Source organism: Paraprevotella xylaniphila YIT 11841 (assembly GCF_900683745.1).
In the GTDB taxonomy this organism is placed as follows: domain Bacteria; phylum Bacteroidota; class Bacteroidia; order Bacteroidales; family Bacteroidaceae; genus Paraprevotella; species Paraprevotella xylaniphila.
On sequence record NZ_LR215980.1, the window covers coordinates 183,517 to 205,576 of the forward strand.

Below are 22,060 nucleotides of genomic sequence, written 5' to 3' on the forward strand. Positions count from 1 at the left end.
TCCGTTCTCTACTAAAGGAAATGAAACACGGCTGAAGGATGTCTGAAACATCCTTCAGCCTGTAACTTCAACGTAATGAGAGAATTAATGTACATCCTGAAGGATGAAGGATGTTTTTTGGAAAACTCCTGTGTAGGTGGAGTGTTATTAATAAGTGTCTAATGCATAAAGTTGCTCAAAATCATATAGTTGTATAAATATAGTGAATGATTTGTTTGAACAATGGAAAGACTGATATTTTCAATACCTTGTCGAACGTATCATCCAAAGTTTACCGCATAGCGTAATAGTTCGCTTCATTATGGCAGTGATGTGAAATTTGAAATGTCTGCTGCTTACCATAATAAAACCTGTTTTTACTTAACTCTGTTTCGGACACTGTAAAGTGCCCTTTCAAGAAGGATTGTCTAAATATGAATGCTTGTCGAAAATATGGGTACCATTAATAAAAATAGAATTGTTAAGAATACCGTTGCTTTATACTTTCGTCAGATACTATCTATTGTCGTTTCGATTTATTCAGTAAGGGTTGTTTTATTGGAATTGGGTGAAGTGGACTATGGCATATACAATGTGGTTGGTGGTATAGTGTTTTTGTTTACATTTATATCTCACTCATTGGCAAGTTCAACCCAGAGGTATTTGTCTATCAGTATTCCAAGTGGGATTGAAAAAGTAAGGAAAACGTTTTCTGACTCGCTTTGGATGTATGTGGCATTGATTCTTGTTGTTTTCATATTGGTTGAAATAGTAGGCATTTATATGCTTAATAATGTCATGCGAATACCTGTTGAACGATTGGCAGCAGCCCATTGGGTGTTGCAATGCACTATCATGTCATTCTTGATGACGCTATTTGCTTCACCATTTTTCGCATTAGTAATAACCTATGAAAAGATGACTCTATTTGCCATAGTGGCTATTGTAGAATCGATACTAAAGTTAATAGCGGCATTGTTGATTTCTTGCTTTAATTCTGACAACTTGATAGTCTATTCTATGTTGATTCTTATAGTAACAATATGTACGCAAGGTTACTATGTGTTGTATTGCAAATGGCAATATAAGGAGGAAACTAATGTGGATTCTATAAGGATTTTTGCTCTTACAAAAGACGTTAGGAGTATGATTGTTTTTGCTTTTTGGAACTTATTCAAGACTTTGGCGGCAGCTTTGAAAGGACAAGGAGTTAACATCATACTGAATATGTTCTTCGGTCCGGTGGTAAATGCTGCACGAGGCATTGCCTATCAAATAGAAAATGCAGTAATTAATTTCACGAATAGCGTATATTTGGCAGTTCGCCCACAGATATTCCAATCGTACAAAAAGAACGAATTTAGTAGTATGTTCTCGCTCGTGTATATGTCTTCAAAAGTTGCGTTTTTTCTCCTGCTGCTTATTTCTTCAATAATCATATTCCGAACAGACTTCATTTTAGCAAAATGGCTTGGAGAGGTACCCCAATACACAGATGTGTTTGTCCGCTTGGTATTGGTGAATTGCATAATTGATGCATTTTCCACCCCAGTGCTTAATGCCATTTATGCATCAGCAAAAATAGGTAAAGTACAATTCTTTACAAGCCTGGTTCTTTTTGCAAACTTGCCGCTTTCATATCTATTGCTGTGGTTCGGCTCATCTCCTCATGTAGTGTATTACATATCAATATTATTGTCGGTTATGGTCTTTGTGATAATAATATATTTTGCCTATAAAACTGTAAAATTACCGATTGGAGAATATTCAACAAGGGTTCTTTTCCCTGTTCTGATTACTACCGTCCTGTCGCAAGTACCTCTTTATTGGGTCAACCAATATATTGGGCAAACTTGGTTAGGAGTGACTGCGTTCTGCTTAATCGCCACCATTTGGACAATATTATCAATATTTTGCTATGGTCTGTCACGCGATGAGAAATCCAAAATATTAATCGTAATAAACAATAAACTTAAAAAAAATGAAATCACCAAAAATCATTGCTGAAATTGGTTGCAACCACAAGGGTGATATGGCAATCGCAAAAGAAATGATCATGACCGCTGCCACGTATTGCAAGGCAGACGTGGTCAAGTTCCAAAAACGTTGCAACAAGGAGCTGCTTACTCCCGAGGAATATAATGCCCCACATCCTCATCCGGAAAATTCATACGGCTCAACTTATGGTGCGCACCGTGAGTTCTTGGAGTTCGACTTGGAGCAGCACCGTCAGTTACAGGCATGGTGCAACGAGTTCGGCATAGAGTATTCCACCTCTGTGTGGGACATCACTTCCGCCAAGGAAATCTGCACGCTGCAGCCCAACCTTATCAAGGTGCCTTCGGCATGCAATCTGAACAAGGGGCTGTTGGAATATCTCTGTAATAACTTCGGCGGCGAAATTCACCTTTCGTTTGGTATGACCACCCGCGAGGAAGAGGAGCAGATAATCAGCTTCTTCGAATCCAAAGGCAGGAACAAGGACTTGGTGGTTTACGACTGCACTTCGGGTTATCCTGTCCCGTTTGAGGACATCTGCCTGTTGGAACTGACTCGCCTGCGCGAGCTGTATGCAAGCAGGGTGAAGGCGATAGGCTTCTCCGGGCACCACTTGGGCATTGCTGTGGACTCTGCTGCCGTAGCCCTTGGCGCAGAATGGGTAGAACGTCATTATACGCTTGACAGAACATGGAAAGGCACTGACCATGCAGCTTCCTTGGAACCAGACGGTGTGCGTAAGTTGGTACGCGATTGCCGTGCGGTTGCCAAAGCATTGACCTACAAGCAGGAAGAAATTTTGGATATAGAGAAAGTGCAAAGAAACAAACTGAAAAAGAATCAAGTGAAATGGTAATTGCATTCATACCCGTGAGAGGGGGAAGTAAGTCTATTCCCCTCAAAAACATCAAACCGTTTTGTGGCAAGCCGCTCGTATGTTGGAGTATTGAGGCATTAGAGCAGTGCAACGAAGTGGATGAAATAATCGTGGCTACTGATTCTGACAAGATAGAAGAAGTAGTTAGTAACCAGTTGTATAACAAGACTAAGGTATACCGCCGTTCTGTAGAAAATGCTTGTGATACTGCAAGTACGGAGAGTGTGATGTTGGAGTATGCGAACTATGCCCAACTTCCAAGTGATTGTGTGTTTATATTGGTTCAAGCTACATCGCCATTGACTGGGACACAGCATTTTGCGGAGGCGTTGGCTATGTATCGTAAAGGTGAGTTTGACTCAATTCTTACTTGTGTGCGCAATTACCGTTTCTTTTGGAATGTTGACGGTACAAGCATGAACTACGACTATAACAACCGTCCTCGCAGGCAGGATTTCGATGGGATGCTGATGGAAAATGGGGCTTTCTATATCAACACGGTCGGCAACATCCTTTCGTCGGGCAACCGCCTTAGTGGGCACATCGGCATCTATGAAATGCCTGCGTACACGGCTGCTGAGATAGACGAACCGGATGATTGGATTGTTTTGGAGAACTTGATGCGTAAGCATGTATTAGCAAGGGAGCTTGTACGAAAGAAACCTGTGAGGCTTTTCCTCTGCGATGTAGACGGGACATTGACCGATGGAGGCATGTACTATTCGGAGGCTGGAGATGAGCTAAAAAAGTTCAACACACGTGATGGAATGGGGTTACAGATGTTAAGAGAGGCAGGCATTAAGACTGGTATAATTACTTCAGAGGATACTAAGTTAGTAGCCAACCGAGCCAAGAAACTGCAAGTGGACTTTCTCAGCCAAGGTAAGCATAATGGTGGCAAATTGGAGGCAGCCATTGAAATATGCCATCAACTCGGCATAACACTTGAAGAAGTGGCTTACATTGGCGATGACGTGAACTGCATCGGGTTGCTACAGGCCGTAGGAATAAAAGCCTGTCCGGCTGACGCATGTGAAAATGTCAAGCAAATTAATGGAATCAAGGTGATGACAAAAAGAGGTGGTGAAGGATGTGTAAGAGAATGGATAGAAACATTATTATAAAATAATTTTTATGAATATACTTTTTATTGGAGACTATCGTTCTGCCGCTAATTATGGTAGCATTGCTACCACAGAATGTTTGATTGATTTGATAAATTCAAAGGTTTCAGCCAATGACGATATGAAAATTATCGACAGGAGAAGTTATGATCATTCTACGCCAAAAGCAGGATTCAATCAAACATTAAAATACAGGATTAGAAAAAAGATACCATTGCGCGTTTGGCAAAAAATGCAGCATGTTAGAAATATTTTTAGGCGCACTCCCCCATTACCATACAGCATTGAGAGTTACATGAATTTATACCACGTTCCTTGTTTGTATAAGCAATTTGAAACTTATTTTAATAAAATGGACGGGGGTAATATATTGCAGTATGAGAAAGAGTTGCTGGAGTGGGCCGATATAGTCATTATAAACGGAGAGGGTACAATCGTAAATGGTGTCAACCAACATGGCGTATACAACGGAGGTGGAAGATACACCATTTATATGGCATGGCTTTCTAAGATAAAGTATAATAAGACTACAGCACTAGTTAATTTAACGGTTGATCCTGGCAACAATGATGCATGGGAAATGTTAATTCATACTTTGCCACATCTTGATTACCTGTATTTAAGAGAGCCTCTGTCTATTCCCAAGTTGGCAGACCATGGAATATCCAATGGCAAATACGTTCCTGATGCCTTGTTTTCATACGAAGAGGATGAAAGCGTGGTCTATGATATTAAGCAGGCTTTTAATTTAGCCAACAATTATATGGTACTTGGAGATACAAGTGCATTTAACGAGACTGAATATCAAAGTTCTGTACGTTGGGATGTTGAACAATTTTACGACAAGCTCATACCAAGGCTACAGGCATTGGATGTGCAAGTTGTGCTGTTAGATGGTTTTAATGGTAAGAATAAGCAAATAGACTGTGCATATAAGCGATTGTCAAGAAAACACAATATGCCTATAATTAATCTTTCCAACTGTGACTATCATAGGCTGTACGCTGTATTTAAACATTCCAAGTTATTCATTTCAGGAAGATGGCATGCATCAATACTGGCTAGTTTAAGCTATACACCTTTATTGTTGTTTGGGTCTGACAGCCATAAGACAAAAGCTCTTTATAAAATATTAGATTATCCATATCCTTTTTTTGATGTGAACACTTTGCCTTTACACATAGATGAAATTGTCGAGGCTGCAAAATCAATTTTGGCAGACACATCAATAGTTAATCATTTAAAAGTTTATGTTGGCAAGGCTGCTTTGGTCTCAAAAAACAATGTGGACTTTCTTTAATATTTATAATTATGAACATAGCATTTATCTCAAATTTTCAAAAAACATACCTGTTTTCAATGATAGCCAAAGGTTTGTCAGAAATGGGTTATGGTATATACTGGATATGCTTCCAGAAAAAATATTACGACTTTTTGTTGGAAAATAATTCCAAAAACAATATTCTGTTGTTAAACAGAGACGTGGCTAAAGTTGTAGGAGAGCCAGTAGGAGAATATAAACTTAACGAGCTAGTTTATAACGATCGTGCGTTGGGGAACGAAAGAGACTGGGGGCTGCAGTTTCTACGGAATATCCAATGCCCTTTCGTTGATTTTGTGACGAAAGCCCACATTAGATATGTATTTGGAGAGATGACATATGCCCATGAGATACTTATGAACCGAATATGCCGTGACAGGTTTTCAGGGATATGCGACTATTTGCATCCACAGTCGATTCGGATTCCGAATGGCAGGTTCACATTTATGGATACGGAATTTCAAGATACATTTCATCCAACGTGTATTAACATCAACAAGGGGGATGTAGCCAATTACCGCATTCCTATCATCGCTGTCCGTCCTCAAAGGGTAGCGGAAGTTGATGTGGAGGTGAAAAAATCGATGTCGCTTGCCAGCAAATTTGCCCGGATAAAGCGTATGGTGACAGAGGAAAACATTGACAAAGATTCGCCTTGCCTTATAGTTGATAGGAAACAGCGTTATGTCAAGGCTGTAAGAGAAGAAATCAACAAGCGACAATATGGCAAATGGGTACGTTTGAACATAGATGATGTCAGAGGAAAGAAATTCTTCCTTTACCCCCTGCACATGCAACCTGAAGCTTCGGTAGACGTAGTGGGTCGTTACTATGAAGACCAACTACAAATCATAAAAAACATTTGGCGAATAATGCCTGATAACTACATCCTGTTGGTCAAGGAACACTCCAATGCCATAGGCAATAGGAGTTATGGGTTCTACAAGCACTGTAAAGAATACCCAAACATATACTTTATTAACGAATATACAGATTCGCATGAATTGATAGACCTGTCAGAGGCAATCTTTACCAACAGTGGAACCATAGGTTTGGAGGCGGCCCTTAAGGGAAAGCCTGCATTTGTGTTCTCCCACATCTTTTACGACAAGTTAAAAGGGGTATACAACACATCAATAGATGATTTAAAATCTTGCGTTAACTATTTTGACCTGTTGGAGAAGAAACAAACTGAAAACGAGATGAAAATGTCGGTAGAGGAATATAGCCATTATATCATCGCGAGTAGTTTCCCCGGGGTGGTTGACCCGCCTGTAAGCTCTCCTTTGTTTACGGATGAGACAAATATTCGAACAGTAGTGAAATCATTCGATTTGTTCCTTAAAAATGCTTAGAATTGAGTTTTTCTTCTTCAAGATGTTCGTGTTGCTCTCCATTTTTCATGATGTCGTGTTTGCGACACCGGTAGGAAAATTCAGACTGTTACACTTTTGCATACCTGTTATGTATGTCATAGTCTTCAGGCATATCAAGGTCGTGGTGCGGATGAAGAAATATCGCAAGTATTTCATTGTTTTGTTTTCTGCCCTGTGCTATGGAGGGCTGACTTATTTCACCTCGAAGTTTCAAAGTGGCACTATCCGTATCTTCTTTTCCATGATACTTAATTTTGCAGTGTTCTATTTCTTTCTTTTCTTTTTGGAAATCCATAAGTCAAGGATAGGACAGATCTTGCTTTTTCTTAAAAAGTTTGTGTTGTTTCTGTGTGTGTTGACGTTGCTTCAATGGCTTGGTGCCCTAATTCACATTGTGCCCATAAGTCAGCCGGGTGAGGGCTTTTTGGCCGTGGGACGTCCGGATTTGTTTTTCAACGATCCAAACTGGCTTGCTTTTTATATCGTGTTTGCCTATATGATGGTTGATGTAATGAGCCAATGGTGTGGTCTTAACGTGTCCTCAAGATATAGGTTAGTAGTATTTATTGCCCTTTTATTTATTCAGTCGCGAATACTTTTGTTGTGTTTTGCCATGCATTATGTATATTGTGTGGCTAAATATCGTAAAGCTTGGAGCTTAATCCCATTTGTTTTGCTTTTACTTGTTTGTTTTACAGATACATCCATATTGATAAATGTTTTGCCCGAAAGGTTCGTTTACGATCTTGTGGATAGTGACAATAATCCAAGATGGTTGGATGTGATGAATATTTCGGGTGAGGTGCAATGGTACCACAGGGAGATGTTCGGCATGGGATGGGGCAGTTTGGGGAGTATTGCCGATGATTTTCCATACAGGAACTATGATATTACAATCAATGTCTGGCCGGGGCAAATATATTTCGACTTTGGCATTGTGGGTGTTTGTGGTTTCGCCCTTGTTTTCCTGTACACTATATTTAAGGTTAAAGGTACTACATTTAAGGTGATATTCGTATTTTTTATCATTAACTGTTGTTTCCATATGCCGGGTTATTTCTTGTTCACATGGGTGTTGTTGGGTCTGTTTGTTTATACATATAAAAATAGTGTAAAGGTAACTGTGAAATGAAAATAGTTCTTTTTGATGTAATAGGACAAAAGTCGGGTATGGATTACTACGATACTGCATTTTATAGCCAATTGCGAAGTAATGGGTTTGATGCAGAAATCCATTCCAACTATTCCATAGGTAAGGGTAAACCTTTTATTACTAATATCTACGAAGGTAACAAGGTGAAAAAGATTTTTAATTTGCTAAAGTTGTTACCTGTGTTTATTAAAGACGTATGTAGGAACAGAAAGTCGGCATATGTGTATATGGCTTTTGGCGAGTGGGTTGACATGGTGTTGATATGTTTGCTGTTGGTATTTCATCCTAAGCCGATTTTAGATGTGCATGAGTTCGTTTCGTTAGATAAAGAAGGTAATAGAAAATACACTAAAGTGTTTGAAATGCTTTATAAACATATTTACGCTTTGATTTATCATTCGGAACGTAGTGAGAGGTATTTAGACAGGATAAGCTTTGGGGGCAAGCGTCTTTACGTTCCGCATTTTAAATACGAGTTTCCAAAAAGTTACAATACGCTTGAGTTGAATGAGAGCGTTATAAACTCAATTTCGTCCCATCATATCAACATTTTATTTTTTGGACATATGAGAAAAAGTAAGGGCATTAACTTTGTGTTTGATTCTATAAAGAAGACGGAAGCTGATGTCCTGAAACGGTTGCATTTCATTTTTGCAGGTAATGATGCACATTTGATTGTCAAGAAAAGGATAGGCGAAATAAAAGAGCTTGTATCGTGTTCTACAATATTGCGTTTCATTGAGGATGAAGAGCTAAACTATCTTTTTGACAATACAGATATCGTGTTGTTGCCATACGAAGAAGTGTCGCAAAGTGGAATTTTGGAAGCTGCGGTGTATTTTAGAAAGAAGATGATATTGACAGACATTCCATATTTTAAGTCGTTTTCGCAGCAATACCCTTCATTTTCGTATATAGTGGAAAAAGGTAACATCACAGCTTTGTCAACTGTTTATAAAGAGATATGCTATAATGGAATAAAGGCATACATGCAGCAAGACATCGAACAGTTTTATGAAACCAATAGCTTTAAAGTTTTTTTTCAACAGTTGAGGCACATTTTATAACGTTTTGATGGTTGCTATGACAAACTGAAACAACCTCAATCATAACCATTTAATTAGGGGTTATGTTCATCGATTTTTAATCCATAAACATATTATATGAAAATAGCATTTATCAGCACCCGTGGCATACCGAACAACTACGGGGGCTTCGAGCAGTTTGCAGAATATATCTCCGTGGGATTGGTCCGGCGGGGGCATGAGGTCGTGGTGTACTCTCCGCATTTCCATCCTTACCGAGAGCCTGATTATAAGGGGGTACGCATAAAGCATATTTATAGCCCGGAGAAATGGATAGGGAGTTCCGTGGGGAGTTTCTTTTACGATTTCCTGTCTTTGCGCGATGCCTTGAAGAAGGAGAAGTTCGACATTATTTACGAAGCGGGCTATACGAGCATCGTTCCGGCTTATATCTGGTTCAATGTGAAGCGTATCAAGTATCCGCTTTTTACGACGAACATGGACGGGTTGGAATACAAGCGTACGAAGTTTAACAGATGGGTGCAGAAGTTCGTATTCTGGGAAGAACGTATGGCAGTGAAGCATAGCCATTTCCTGATTGCGGACAATATGGGTATACATGATTATTATAAGGAGAAATATGGAAAAGAAAGCAAGTTCTTGGCATACGGGGCTGACATTCATGAGGATTACGATGAGGACATATTAAAGGAGTTCGGTTTGGAAGCGGATGGTTATTTCATCGTGGTGGCCCGTTTGGAACCGGAAAACAACCTTTTCATGGCCATAGAGGGATATTTGGCTTCAGGCCAGTATGGCAAACGCCCGTTGGTGATTGTAGGCAAGACGAATACGCCTTATGGAAAACATCTGGTGGAACGCTACGGCGATGACCGGAATATCCGCTTTGTGGGTGGTATATATGATTTTCGTAAATTAAACTCCATCCGTCATTATTCCTATGCTTATTTCCATGGGCATAGTGTGGGCGGAACGAACCCTTCTTTGTTGGAAGCCATGGCTTCCGGCTGCTTTATCCTGGCTCATGACAATATCTTCAACCGTGCGGTCTTGGGTGAAAACGCCTTATATTATGGTTCCACGGATGCTGCCATGGAGATGTTGGACGGAATAGACCAGGCGGTGTCTGCCTATAAAAAGGAATATACGGGACGTAACTTGGAAGTGATACGGCGTGATTATTCATGGGAGAAGCTAGTGGACGAGCATGAGGAATACTTCAAATGGATGTTGGCACAACCGAGGCATGGCTGATGTGCTTTTTATACCAGTGGGCACGGCATAGATAAGCAAATCCCCGTGAAGACTTCAACTTTTATCCGGTCTTCACGGGGATTTGCTTTTGAGGTAAGGGAAATCTACAACGGTTTCACGCCTTCTGCCGTGGGAGGAATCGGCTTGATGCTGCCGTCGGCATTGTATTCCATGGGTTCGGCCACGATGGAGCGGCTGTAACTGGTGCCGGTGGGCAGGCCGCCATTGTGGCTGATGAAAATCCATTGTCCTTTGAAGTTCACGATGGCCGGATGGGTCGTGTTGCTGTTCCCGGCTATTTCTGAGATTATCCCTTTCGTTTCATACGGGCCTTCAATGTGGTCGGCTACGGCATAGGCTATTTTTTCCGGCCATTCGCTAGCGTATGTGAGGTAATATCTGCCATTGTATTTGTGTATCCACGGAGCCTCAGTGAAAGGATGGCTTTCGTCGATATGGATGCGTTTCACCTCTCCCTCTGTTTCTATCATGTTGTCTTTCAGTTTTACGATATAGCATTCGCGGTTACCCCATGTCAGGTAGGCTTGGCCGTCATCGTCTATGAATACGGCAGGGTCGATACAAGCCCAACTGTGGCGGGAATCGAAACAGTCTTTGTTGGTGAGCAGCGGCTTGCCTAAGGCATCTTTGTAAGGGCCGGTGATTTTGTCGGATACGGCCACGCCGATACCGCACCAGTTGGTGCTGACATACCAATAGTATTTGCCGTTGCGTTCAACTGCGTGCCCGGCGTATGCCTGTTTGCTTTCTGCCCATTTGAATTCATCGATTTTCAGAGGGGAGGGGTGTTGCGTCCAATGCTTCATGTCGGTGGTGGAGAACAGCTGCCAGTCTTTCATCACGTAGCCGTTTTGGTTGCCGTTCAGGTCGTGTCCGGCGAAGAGCCATAGCGTGTCGCCCTTGACGAGCGCGGCAGGGTCGGCTGTGTGCATGTGGCGGATGATGGGGTTGCCGTGGCTTTCAAACTGGTAGGTCACCACGTAGCCCCATTTCTCCTGTAGGCGTTGCAGTTCGTCGCGGGTCAGCGAAATGACGGAGCCATGGCGCGGGAAGAAGTCTTTGGTGAACGCTTTGGGTTCGGAGAAATGGTAAAGGTCGGTACTGGTCTGGTACTCATACCGTCCGCTGGTGTACATGTCGTACATCAACACGTATTCGTCTTTCCCGTTCAGCTTGAAGATGCTCGACCCCTCCACGGGTGTCTTTCCTGCGTAAGCGTCTACATACCTGAAGTCTTCCTTCCATTTGCCTTTCAGGCTTTTCGAAGTGGCTTGTTGGATGCCGTTTTTCACTTCCTTGCCATTTTCGTCCTTGGTGTTGCCTTTATAGAAAAGGTGGTAAGTGCCATCCCGTTCTATGATGTCGTTGTCTATGCTGCCGTATTTGGCCGAAAAGAGCTGTTTGGGTTCGTTTTCAAAGCCTGTGAAGTCCTTGTTGGCATATGCATAATAGGTGATGAGGCTTTTGCGGTCGTTGCGTTGCAAGGTAAAATAAATCATATATTTTTTGGCCTTGCGGTCGTAAATGGTCTGAGGGGCCCATACCCAATAAGCATCACCGAAATGTTTCGGATAATCCTTGGATAGATTGATCTTGGCATGCTTCCAATGAAGCAGGTCGTCCGAACTCAGGAGTACGATGCCCGGGTTTTCGTTCCAACCGTTTTTGGCGGTATTCATGTCCGTGGCCACGATGTAGAAGCGTCCGTCTTCGCCGCGCAGGATGTGCGGGTCGCGGATACCCCCGCTTTCGCTGATGGTGTCGGAAGCGATGACCGGGCGGTTTCCGTTGAGTGCACGCCAGTTCACTCCGTCATCACTGAGGGCGAAACGCAAATGTTCCTGTTGTTTGGCATCTCCTCTGCCTTCGAAATAAGCGAAAAGATAGCCTTCATAATTAGCAGGTGTTTCGGTTCGATTCGGTGCCGCCTTTCCGTGGCTCATGGTCGTAGCTAATAAGAGAGCGGCAATGATGGTTTGTTTTTTCATGTGACTGTTGTTCTTTTAACTGTAATGTTTTTCTGTCATTTTCGGCGGCAAAACTATGAATAAAATGTTGTACGGGCAAGAAAACGGGCGAAAAAGGTGTTAAATATACACGCGTTATTCCTTTTAGACGTAATTTCGTGGGACGATGTCTTTATGAGGCCTTCCGCTTTTATTCGAAGGCGAAATGGTTCATAATGAAGTTCGGCATCCAAACGCAAAGCCCCAGTCCGATGAGCAAGGCTGCAAAGAGCACTAACGTAGTCTTGTCTTTCCACGACGGGAGAAGCGTGGCACGGCGCATGCGGAGGTAAGTCAACAGGTAGCCCAACAGGACGAGGAAAGCGGGGACACCGAATGTCCAACCGTATACCCATTGTTGTGCGGTATTATGGTAAACGAAATCCGGTCCGATAAAATAAAATACGGTGCAGAAATAGGTGAAATAATATATCAAGGACGTGAGCAGCACGAGGCTCAGCGTTTTTTGGAAAGGTTTCTTCTGCCAATAGGTACCGCCCAGAATGAACAAGGCTTGCAGGCTGTAGGCTTGGAGGATGGCTAAGGGCAGGTACACCTCACATTCGCTACTTGACCATGGGACAGGGAACGACAACGAGACTTCGGGATAGAGGAAATGGATGAAACCGATACGGGTGAAGTCTGCCAATACGGTGGCTAAACAAAAGACGGGGAAAGGTATGATTGCGATTCTGCCCCACCGTATGATAAACTTCTCTGCATTTGAAACCGGGAGTGTCAGGTCGGTGATGTAATCTTTCCGGTATTTTGATGTTTTGAAAAAGGTGCTGCCAACGTAGGCCATGAAGAAATAAAAACAGAAAATGGTCGTTAAGGTAATGAATGACCAACAGTCGTCTTTTCCCGACAACGCATTTTCTATGATTTGTTGGTAACTGTTGTTGTCGGTTTCCATGCCTTGCCGCACTTGTTCCAATGCCACGACCACAGAATGCGTTTTGGAAAAGTCCATCCAACTGAATAGCAGGGTCATGATGCCGTAAGGAATGATGAAATAATAGTATAACTGCATGTTGTTCTCACTCCAGTCCTTGCGGAAATATCGGAGGAGGCGTTGGGCGTTCAATGTATTCTTGTTCATGATGAGTGTTTTTAAAGGTTGTACATAGGGTCTAAGGTGTCTGATAAATATTGCCGGTAAAGGGTTTCGAGTTCTTCTGCCGTGATGCCGATGGAACGGGCTTGCCGGAAGAAATCGTAGAGTTCTTCATTCATGAAACTTTCCCTGCGAAACGAACGGATGCGTTCCGATGCGCTCGGTTCTACGAAATAACCTATGCCGCGTTGCATGCGGATGACAGAGCGGGATTGCAGGAAGTCGTAAGAGCGCATGGCCGTATTGGCGTTCACCTCCACCGTGGCGGCGTAATCGCGCACGGAAGGGATACGGTCGTTTTCAGCGTACCGTCCTTGCAGTATTTCATCGCAGATGCGGTCGGCGATTTGCAAGTAAATGGGTTTGCTTTCCTTGAAATTCATACGCTTTTCGGATTGAGTGCATATTGGTACTTGAGGTCGTTCTTTTTCATTCTGCGGTAGGCCGACAGCCAAAAGAGGGAGGTTACGACAAGCCAAAAGGCATGCCATACCACTTCGGCAGTCGCAGCTCCGGGCTGTTGGGGGTAAGTGTCAGGGTCGCCTCCGGCAATGAGCGAGACTCCAATCATCAAAAGGAGGGGCAACAACAGGATTGGGCATTTGCCGAGTGCGCGGCGCAGGGGTGTCCGTCCTGTTTCGCTCCGGGCAGAAATGGCTTGGCCCAAAAGGCCGGTCGTGAGGAGCATCCTGAGTACAAAGCCGGAGGAGGCTGTATGAAGTCCGGAAGTAAAGAGTAGGGGGCGGGCGAAACTGTAATCCGGGAAGACCATGTTGCAGATGATGACACGGGTGATGTCTGCCGCCAAAATAATAAGAACGCCTGCTAAAATCGAAAGAGGAACGGTATAGAGCCACCATCGGGCGAACTTCTCGAACGTGGAGGCAGGGAGTAACAAGTACCTGATGTGCTGTCCCTTGTTGTATATGGGCGCATTCCATAGCCACGGAGTGAATATAAGGAATAGGAAAAAGAATGCCGTAACGGTGACGAACGCAGCATTTTGGTTAGTGGCTGTGTCAGTGAGGTGGGCGAACTTTTCTTCTAACATGTCCGTTGGGAGGGTCTGTAGCAAGGTGGCGTTTTCCGAATATACTTTGAGGCAAGACACCGTGAGAATGACAGAGAGTAACAAGTAGCCTGCGGTGAGGATGACGAGGCTGCGTGTACATAGGATAGCCCAGTCTGCGTGAAGCAAGGCTGCGAAGCGTTTCCGGTTGAAAAACTGTGATTCCATATCCTTTTATTTTTCAGCATTAAACAAGGGGCAGATGGTTTCCGGGTGTGCCAGGGTACCGTTGAAAAGGAGTTCCAAGTTGATTTCCGAATCCTTGTCTTCCGGATTCGGGAGCATGACGCTGTGCCCGTTGTAAGAAGGGAGGGCGTAATAAGCCTCGGAGGTTTCCGATTCATTGTCGGTCTGCGTGAAATATAATTTATGGCAGATTTCAGTTACCGACGCATCGAGCAGTACGCGGGCGTTATCTAAGATGACCACGTGGTCGAGAAGTTGTTCCACATCTTGCACCTGATGGGTGGAAATCACGATACCACGCGATTCGTTCATTTCGCGGATGAGGAGTTTGCGGAATTGGCTTTTGCCGGGGATGTCCAGTCCGTTGGTCGGTTCGTCCATGATGAGCCACGAGGTACGGGTGGCCAAGGCAAAGCAGATGAGTGCCTTTTTCTTTTGTCCCATCGAAAGTTCGCCGAGCTTGATGTCTTCCGGTAGTTCGAACATTTCCAGATTGCGGAGCAGGTTGTCATGGTCGAAATGCGGATAGAAAGGAGCGTTGAGGCGGACGTACTTTTTCAGGTTGTAGTCCGGAAGGTCGAATTCTTCGGGGATGAGAAAGAAGTCGCTCAATGTGTCCGGACGGCGCAAGCGTACATCTGTGCCGTTCAGGCAAGCATGTCCTTCTGTCGGTGTAAGGAGTCCGGTCATCAGGTAGAGCAAGGTGGACTTTCCGACCCCGTTTTTCCCTAAAAGCCCATAAATCTTGCCTTCCTCGAGATGGAGGGAGCAGTCGTTTAACACGCGGTTTTTCCGTTTGGAATATCCGAATGAAAGGTGTTCAATGGTCAGCATAAGGCAATGTTTTATAAATTAATTAGTGTATTAGTATAATAGTACACTGCAAATATAGGACAACATTGCGGAACGTACAAATAAAAGGCGGAATATTTTTAGGATTTTCTTTGCCAATGCGAAAATAGGATGCGGCTCGGCAGTCTTTCGTTCAAAAGCAAGCTTTTGGCTTGGAACTGCGCTCGTCTTTCACTATCTTTGCAAATTCAAGACGCAAAGGAATGGAACAAGAAAAAATAACAATCAGCGATGCGTGGTTGCGCGAGGCGGCTGCACAAGGAATGGATGAGTTTTTGCAGGTCTTCATTGACCGTTATCGGGAGGTTATCGGTGGAGAGTTGAGTGCCGGGAACATGGGGATGCTCAATGGGGAACAAATTTCATTGTTGGCCTATGCCCTGTTTCGTGAGGAGGTGATGGACGGAGGATTTATCCAATTGATACACAACGGCTACGGGCCGTTTATTTTCGACAATCCTTTTGCGAAAGCCATGCGGCTGATGGGGGCGCATGATTTCTCCAAACTGGTATATAAAGGAAAGAGGCTGTATGACAAATACAAGGAAGAACTGACGAAGGACTGTTCGGACGAAGACTTTATGGCTTTGTTTGAGGCGTATCCGCAGTTTGACGACTTGGATGACGGGTTTGTGGAAATGGAAGAAGAAGTCACGGCTGCATTGGCTTGTTATGTGGATGAGCATCTCGAGCTGTTTGCCGAGGTAGTGAAAGAGTAAGGAGGGAAAAAGATGGCAGAAAAGAAAAATAAGACCAAATCAATAAACATCAAGAATAAACGGGCATCGTTTGATTTCTTGCTGTTGGACAAATATACGGCCGGCATCGTGCTGACCGGTACGGAAATCAAATCCATACGGGCGGGCAAGGCCAGTCTGGTGGATACTTTTTGTTTCATCCATAACGGAGAGGTGTGGGTGAAAAACATGTACGTGGCCGAGTATTCGTACGGTTCTTACAATAACCATGCGGCACGGCGCGACCGGAAGCTTTTGCTCAACCGCAAGGAAATCCGGAAATTGCAGCAGGAAATGAAAAGTCCCGGCTTCACGTTGGTGCCGACCTTGTTGTTTATCGACGAGAACGGACGTGCCAAAGTGGATGTGTATTTGTGCCGGGGTAAGAAAGAATACGACAAGCGGCAGACGTTGAAGGAAAAGGAAGACCGGCGCGAGATAGACCGGCAGGTAAAAAGGTATTAGAGTTTGAAATCATGAGGTTGGAAGAGATTGTTAAGGAGAGGATATTGATATTGGATGGTGCCATGGGCACCATGATTCAGCGGTATGGCCTGACAGAGGCTGATTTCCGGGGGGGGCGTTTCAGGGATGTTCCGGGACTGATGGCCGGTAACAACGATCTGTTGTCGCTGACGCGTCCCGATGTGATTCGGGATATCCACCGTAAATATCTCGCGGCCGGGGCGGACATTATCGAGACGAATACGTTCAGTTCGCAACGGGTGTCGATGGCGGATTATCACGTGGAGGATTATTGTCGTGAAATCAACTTGGCAGCTTGCCGGATAGCCCGTGAACTTGCGGATGAGTTCACGGCCCTCAATCCCGAAAAACCGCGTTTCGTGGCCGGTTCGGTGGGACCGACCAACAAAACCTGCTCGATGAGTCCCGATGTGAACAATCCGGCATACCGCGCCCTGGCTTTCGACGAATTGGTGGCTGCCTATCGGGAACAGATGGAAGCCTTGCTCGAAGGCGGTGTGGATGCCTTGCTCATCGAAACTATTTTCGACACGCTGAATGCCAAGGCCGCTATTTATGCGGCGGAAGCGTCCATGCAAACCGTTGGACGCAAAGTGCCGCTCATGTTGTCGGTTACGGTGTCGGATAAGAGCGGACGTACGCTTTCCGGCCAGACGATGGAGGCCTTTTTGGCTTCGGTATCTCATGCCGATATTTTTTCCTTGGGGCTGAACTGTTCTTTTGGGGCGCACGACCTGATTCCTTTCCTGCAAGTTTTGGCTCATCGTTCACCTTATTATATATCCGTCTATCCGAATGCAGGACTGCCCAACAGTATGGGTGAGTACGACCAGACTCCAACCCAGATGGCAGAGGAAATGAAATTCTTTGTGGACGAAGGTTGGGTGAATATCATCGGGGGCTGTTGCGGTACGACGGACGAGTATATCGCCCGTTTTCCGGCTTTGGCGGCGCAAGGGCGTCCGCATGTGCCGGCCGGAAGAGCCGAAACCTTGTGCCTGAGTGGTTTGGAGCAGTTTGAACTGACGCCTGAAGTGCGGTTCGTCAATGTGGGCGAACGTTGCAATGTGGCTGGTTCTCGCAAATTCCTGCGGTTGGTCAAAGAGAAAAACTACGAAGAGGCTTTGGAAATCGCCCGCAAGCAAGTGGAGGATGGTGCGTTGGTCGTCGACATCAACATGGACGACGGGCTTCTCGATGCCCGGCAGGAGATGGTGACGTTCCTGAACCTGTTGGCCTCCGAGCCGGAGATTTCCCGCGTGCCCGTCATGATAGATTCTTCCAAATGGGACGTGATTACAGCCGGACTGAAATGCGTGCAGGGCAAGAGCATCGTCAATTCCATCTCGTTGAAAGAAGGAGAGGAAGTTTTCTTGGCCCATGCCCGGGAGGTGAAACGCCTTGGGGCGGCCGTCATCGTGATGGCTTTTGATGAAAAGGGGCAGGCCGATACTTATGAACGCAAGATCGAAGTCTGCGCACGGGCTTACCGTTTGTTGGTGGACGAGGTCGGTTTCAATCCCCATGACATCATATTCGACCCTAACGTGTTGGCCATAGCCACGGGAATGGAGGAACATGACAACTATGCCGTGGACTTTATCCGTGCTACGGGATGGATTCGCCGTAACCTCCCCGGAGCACATGTAAGTGGCGGGGTGAGCAACCTTTCTTTCTCTTTCCGGGGCAACAACTATATCCGCGAGGCGATGCACGCCGTGTTCCTCTACCATGCCTGCCGTGAGGGGATGGACATGGGCATCGTCAATCCCGCCACGTCGGTGATGTATGGCGATATTCCGTCCGACATTCTGACGGTCATAGAAGACGTGGTGCTCAACCGTCGGCCTGACGCGGCGGAGCGGTTGATAGAGTTGGCCGATAAGCTGAAAGCTGAGGCAGAAGCGGCGAAGGCCGGGCTGTCTGGAGCGGGAGGCGGCGGGGTGCCTGTGACAGATGCCTGGCGTGGCGGCAGTGTGGAGGAACGTTTGCAGCATGCTTTGGTGAAAGGTATAGATTCCTATTTGCAGGAAGATTTGGAGGAGGCGGCACAGTCTTATCCGCACGCCGTAGACATCATCGAAGGGCCGCTCATGAAGGGGATGAATACCGTGGGCGAGCTGTTCGGGGCCGGTAAGATGTTCTTGCCGCAGGTCGTGAAGACAGCCCGTACGATGAAGAAAGCCGTGGGCATCCTGCAACCCCGTATCGAGGCCGAGAAAAAAGAGGGGGCAGCACGTGCGGGATTGGTCTTGGTGGCTACGGTGAAGGGAGATGTGCATGACATCGGGAAGAATATCGTATCGGTGGTCATGGCTTGCAACAACTATGAGATAGTGGATTTGGGGGTCATGACACCGGCAGAAGAGATTGTGGCGAAAGCCAAGGAACTGCACCCCGACATCATCGGCCTGAGCGGACTGATTACGCCGAGCCTGGAAGAGATGGTGCATGTGGTGGGCGAATTGAAGCGGGCCGGGCTGTCCATTCCGGTCATGATCGGCGGGGCCACAACCAGCCGTTTGCATACGGCATTGAAGATAGCTCCTGTGTACGACGGGCCGGTCATTTGGATGAAGGATGCCTCGCAGAACGCGCTGACGGCTGCCCGTTTCCTGAATCCCGACACGGAGGGAGAGGCTTTCCGCGAGTTGCGCGAAGAGCAGGAACGTTTGCGTGAAAGTGCCGGAACGCGGCGTGTAGAGACCGTCTCGATAGAGGAAGCCCGGCAAAAGAAACTGAATCTGTTTTAATACTGTTTTTCGTAAGATATGAAACGCTATACTATTTATATTTTTGATTTCGACTATACCTTGGTCGATTCTTCACGGGGCATTGTGACTTGTTTCCGGCATGTGCTCGACAATCACGGGCACACCGGAGTGACGGATACGGAAATCAAGCGCACCATCGGGAAGACGTTGGAGGAATCTTTTTCCATCCTGACGGGAATTACCGAGGCGGGAACGTTGGCGGATTACAAGCGTGAATATGTAAAGGCCGCCGATGTCCACATGACTGCCAATACTTTCTTTTTCCCGGAGACGATAGAGGTCTTGGAAACTTTGAAAAGCCAAGGAGCCGTGTTGGGTATTGTGTCCACCAAATTCCGTTACCGCATCCTCGACTTGTTTGAAAAAACGGGACATGACGGTCTTGTGGATTTCATCGTGGGCGGAGAGGATGTGACAGCGGCCAAGCCGGACCCAGAAGGATTGTTGTTGGCCATCGGACGTGCTTCCGATGGCGGGAAATCTGAGGTGCTGTATGTAGGGGATAGCGTAGTGGATGCCGCAACGGCACAGGCCGCCGGTACGGATTTTGCCGGTGTATTGCATGGCATGACCACGTGTGAGGAATTGAAAACTTATCCCCACGTGGCTATCGTGGACGACCTTCGGGGGATCCTGCCCATCTCGGTTTAATATTTTTTGCACAGTATAATGCCCCTTCACCTTAACAGTTTGTGTTTCAAGGATTATAAACATGCACATATTGCGTGACGTGAACGTTAGGTGAGGGCACTTGTCGAAGAAGTTTCACCGCAACAGATTGGTTTACAGCATGTATGAAGGATGCGAACCCTTTTCCCATTTAAATACTTGTACGTAGGGGAGGGGGAGTTTGTATGTTGTTGTTGTCTGCTTAAAAGGCTTCCGTCAACCGGAAAATCGTTTGCCACAGAACGGAAAATCATTCTCAGGAGAATGAAAAATCGTTCGGCTGAGATTGAAAAATCGTTTGGCGCAGAACTAAAACGAACGAAAAAACAGGGTAATTGTTCCCTGTTCTTATATTTTTTGTATCTTCCTCTATGAAAAGATAAAGATTATCCCTGTCTTTATGGCTCCTTTACTTAATTTATGGTGTTAAGGAGCATGATTGTATTGACCGTTCTATCAAGAGCAGTCTGATATACAATGCAATAAATATCATTTTCCTCTTCAGGCTTTATTTCCTAACACTGGCATCCTAAGCCGCTTAAAGCATCAGTCAATTTGCAAAACGGAGTCTATGCTACCACAAAGATACTGGCCTTACAATAAGCGGTATATTAAGAGTTGCCGTCTGCTATAGCTTCAGGCTTCTTATAATCATGATATGCAACTCCTTCATTCAGCACATGCCAAATGGCAACGAGCATTTTCCGGGCTATGGCCACTTTCACTTTCATGGCATTCTTCCTTCTGACGACAGTTTGTATGTAACTGAAATTCGAGTAAAAGCAGTTTTGTGTCCGGTTGGCTCCCCATGCGCATTCAATCAAAGTCTTCCTGATGTACTTGTTACCATGCGTTATCTTACGCGATTTGATTTTTCCTGCGCTTTCTTCATTCCTTGGTTTGAGTCCGCACCACGACACCAATGCAGATGCTGTCAGAAACATTTTCATATCGGCTCCTAATTCTGAGAGTATGGAGGTTGCCGAACGTTCCTTTACACCGGGTATCGTTTGAAGGTTCTCGAACTCCTTTGGGAATTCCTTCCTGCAGATTTCCGTCAGTTTTTCCTGGCACTCTTTCAGATGCTTGTCGTCCATAAGGATTTCCTCCCTGTACTGGCGGATCAGGTCTATGTCCACTTCGTTGACAACTCCTGTCAGAGCGGCAGCAATCACCTCTTTCCCGACACGTTTCAACGTCCGTCCATGGATAGCCTCTGTCAGTTTTTCCGCATCGGCAATCCCCTCAGATAGTAATTTGACCACATCTTTGTAGCTCTTGCTGTCTGTAGAAGATACGTAGTTACTGATGCGGATATTGCAGCGTTGGAGCAAGGTGTCCAGTTTGGTCAGTTTATAGACCTTCTCCTTGTTCAAGTCAAAAATGCGTCGGTTATACTGACGCATACGCTGCACTATATCATCCGGAACGAAACTGCCACGGATGAGATCCTTCATGGTACATTCAGCTATCCAGGCAGCATCACGGACATCACTTTTCCGACCGGGAAGCTGCTTGATGAAGTAGGGATTGACCAACTTCAGACATTCTATATCACTGAGAATGCGCCAAATGGGATGCCAGTAAATACTCGTGCTTTCCATAGTAACTTCCTTTACTTCATGAGTAAGGAGAAGTTGGTGCAGCTCTTCCAACTCAGGTGTCAAAACACCATACTTAGCTTCAAATTTCTCACCTTTTTCGTTGAGAATACAAACAAATACACTATCTTTGTGTACGTCAAGACCACATACTATCCGCATAGGCTATTACATTTTGAGACTAAGAGCTCGTTAAACATTTACTTTGAGGCTCACACACTGAGACCTCCACGCCATAAAGATAGGGGTGGTCTTGATTTTTTCTTATTCCACTGGCATATAAATCGTGATTTATATCTAAATTTGGAATATAATCCTTATCCCTTTATAATAAGGGCTTTGGGTAGATAACCCGATTTTGAGGTAATGAATTGCCAACCGTTCTTCTTGCTGTATTCTGCTTTGAATTGCACT

The 22,060-nt window shown here is 45.1% G+C and carries 18 protein-coding genes; 12 read left to right on the top strand and 6 right to left on the bottom strand.

What is annotated here, in order from left to right:
• The first annotated feature begins 432 nt into the window (after window positions 1-432).
• From E0E47_RS00775 to E0E47_RS00810, 8 genes are all read left to right on the top strand, one after another.
• Window positions 433-1,986 (top strand): MATE family efflux transporter, encoded by a 1,554-nt coding sequence (locus E0E47_RS00775; protein ID WP_130892593.1) that lies wholly within the window; start codon window positions 433-435, stop codon window positions 1,984-1,986.
• Window positions 1,961-2,833, top strand: a complete 873-nt coding sequence (locus E0E47_RS00780; protein ID WP_130892594.1) for an N-acetylneuraminate synthase family protein — start codon at window positions 1,961-1,963, stop codon at window positions 2,831-2,833. Before E0E47_RS00775 ends, E0E47_RS00780 begins: the two co-directional genes overlap by 26 nt.
• Entirely contained in the window at window positions 2,827-3,978 is a 1,152-nt protein-coding gene (locus E0E47_RS00785) for an N-acylneuraminate cytidylyltransferase (RefSeq protein WP_130892595.1), read from the top strand. Before E0E47_RS00780 ends, E0E47_RS00785 begins: the two co-directional genes overlap by 7 nt.
• A 10-nt stretch (window positions 3,979-3,988) precedes the next feature.
• Entirely contained in the window at window positions 3,989-5,278 is a 1,290-nt protein-coding gene (locus E0E47_RS00790) for a polysaccharide pyruvyl transferase family protein (RefSeq protein WP_130892596.1), read from the top strand.
• 11 nt (window positions 5,279-5,289) lie between these two features.
• On the top strand, window positions 5,290-6,654 hold the full coding sequence (locus E0E47_RS00795) for a capsular polysaccharide export protein, LipB/KpsS family (RefSeq protein WP_130892597.1): 1,365 nt from the start codon (window positions 5,290-5,292) through the stop codon (window positions 6,652-6,654).
• Window positions 6,647-7,807 (top strand): hypothetical protein, encoded by a 1,161-nt coding sequence (locus E0E47_RS00800; protein ID WP_130892598.1) that lies wholly within the window; start codon window positions 6,647-6,649, stop codon window positions 7,805-7,807. Before E0E47_RS00795 ends, E0E47_RS00800 begins: the two co-directional genes overlap by 8 nt.
• Window positions 7,804-8,895, top strand: a complete 1,092-nt coding sequence (locus tag E0E47_RS00805) for a glycosyltransferase family protein (RefSeq protein ID WP_130892599.1) — start codon at window positions 7,804-7,806, stop codon at window positions 8,893-8,895. The genes E0E47_RS00800 and E0E47_RS00805 overlap by 4 nt, the downstream gene beginning before the upstream one ends.
• A 96-nt stretch (window positions 8,896-8,991) precedes the next feature.
• A complete protein-coding gene (locus E0E47_RS00810; protein ID WP_130892600.1) occupies window positions 8,992-10,128 on the top strand; it encodes a DUF1972 domain-containing protein in 1,137 nt (378 codons plus the stop codon).
• A gap of 104 nt (window positions 10,129-10,232) precedes the next feature.
• On the opposite strand, the gene E0E47_RS00815 is transcribed toward E0E47_RS00810, so the two are convergent.
• The 5 genes from E0E47_RS00815 to E0E47_RS00835 form a co-directional block, all read right to left on the bottom strand.
• Window positions 10,233-12,137 (bottom strand): family 43 glycosylhydrolase, encoded by a 1,905-nt coding sequence (locus tag E0E47_RS00815; protein ID WP_130892601.1) that lies wholly within the window; start codon window positions 12,135-12,137, stop codon window positions 10,233-10,235.
• Window positions 12,138-12,306: 169 nt separating this feature from the next.
• Complete coding sequence (locus E0E47_RS00820; RefSeq protein ID WP_130892602.1) at window positions 12,307-13,257, bottom strand: hypothetical protein; 951 nt, start codon at window positions 13,255-13,257, stop codon at window positions 12,307-12,309.
• A gap of 11 nt (window positions 13,258-13,268) precedes the next feature.
• Window positions 13,269-13,655, bottom strand: a complete 387-nt coding sequence (locus tag E0E47_RS00825; RefSeq protein ID WP_130892603.1) for a GntR family transcriptional regulator — start codon at window positions 13,653-13,655, stop codon at window positions 13,269-13,271.
• Window positions 13,652-14,509 carry a hypothetical protein gene (locus E0E47_RS00830; RefSeq protein WP_130892604.1) on the bottom strand — a complete coding sequence of 286 codons (858 nt, stop codon included), beginning with the start codon at window positions 14,507-14,509 and terminating at the stop codon, window positions 13,652-13,654. The genes E0E47_RS00825 and E0E47_RS00830 overlap by 4 nt, the downstream gene beginning before the upstream one ends.
• A gap of 6 nt (window positions 14,510-14,515) precedes the next feature.
• Window positions 14,516-15,361, bottom strand: coding sequence for an ABC transporter ATP-binding protein (locus tag E0E47_RS00835; RefSeq protein WP_130892605.1), 846 nt, complete (start codon window positions 15,359-15,361; stop codon window positions 14,516-14,518).
• Window positions 15,362-15,582: 221 nt separating this feature from the next.
• On the opposite strand from E0E47_RS00835, the gene E0E47_RS00840 reads away from it, so the two are divergent.
• Genes E0E47_RS00840 through E0E47_RS00855 form a run of 4 tightly spaced genes read left to right on the top strand, consistent with a single transcriptional unit; the run spans window position 15,583 to window position 20,027 of the window.
• The gene (locus tag E0E47_RS00840; protein WP_130892606.1) at window positions 15,583-16,098 is read left to right on the top strand and encodes a DMP19 family protein; all 516 of its coding nucleotides are present in this window, start codon (window positions 15,583-15,585) and stop codon (window positions 16,096-16,098) included.
• Window positions 16,099-16,110: 12 nt separating this feature from the next.
• Window positions 16,111-16,581, top strand: a complete 471-nt coding sequence (smpB, locus tag E0E47_RS00845; protein ID WP_008630252.1) for an SsrA-binding protein SmpB — start codon at window positions 16,111-16,113, stop codon at window positions 16,579-16,581.
• 11 nt (window positions 16,582-16,592) lie between these two features.
• A complete protein-coding gene (metH, locus tag E0E47_RS00850; RefSeq protein WP_130892607.1) occupies window positions 16,593-19,355 on the top strand; it encodes a methionine synthase in 2,763 nt (920 codons plus the stop codon).
• An 18-nt stretch (window positions 19,356-19,373) separates the two neighbouring features.
• Window positions 19,374-20,027, top strand: a complete 654-nt coding sequence (locus E0E47_RS00855; protein WP_130892608.1) for an HAD family hydrolase — start codon at window positions 19,374-19,376, stop codon at window positions 20,025-20,027.
• Between the two features lie 629 nt (window positions 20,028-20,656).
• On the opposite strand, the gene E0E47_RS00860 is transcribed toward E0E47_RS00855, so the two are convergent.
• Window positions 20,657-21,808 carry an IS110 family RNA-guided transposase gene (locus tag E0E47_RS00860; RefSeq protein ID WP_130892609.1) on the bottom strand — a complete coding sequence of 384 codons (1,152 nt, stop codon included), beginning with the start codon at window positions 21,806-21,808 and terminating at the stop codon, window positions 20,657-20,659.
• Between the last annotated feature and the right edge of the window lie 252 nt (window positions 21,809-22,060).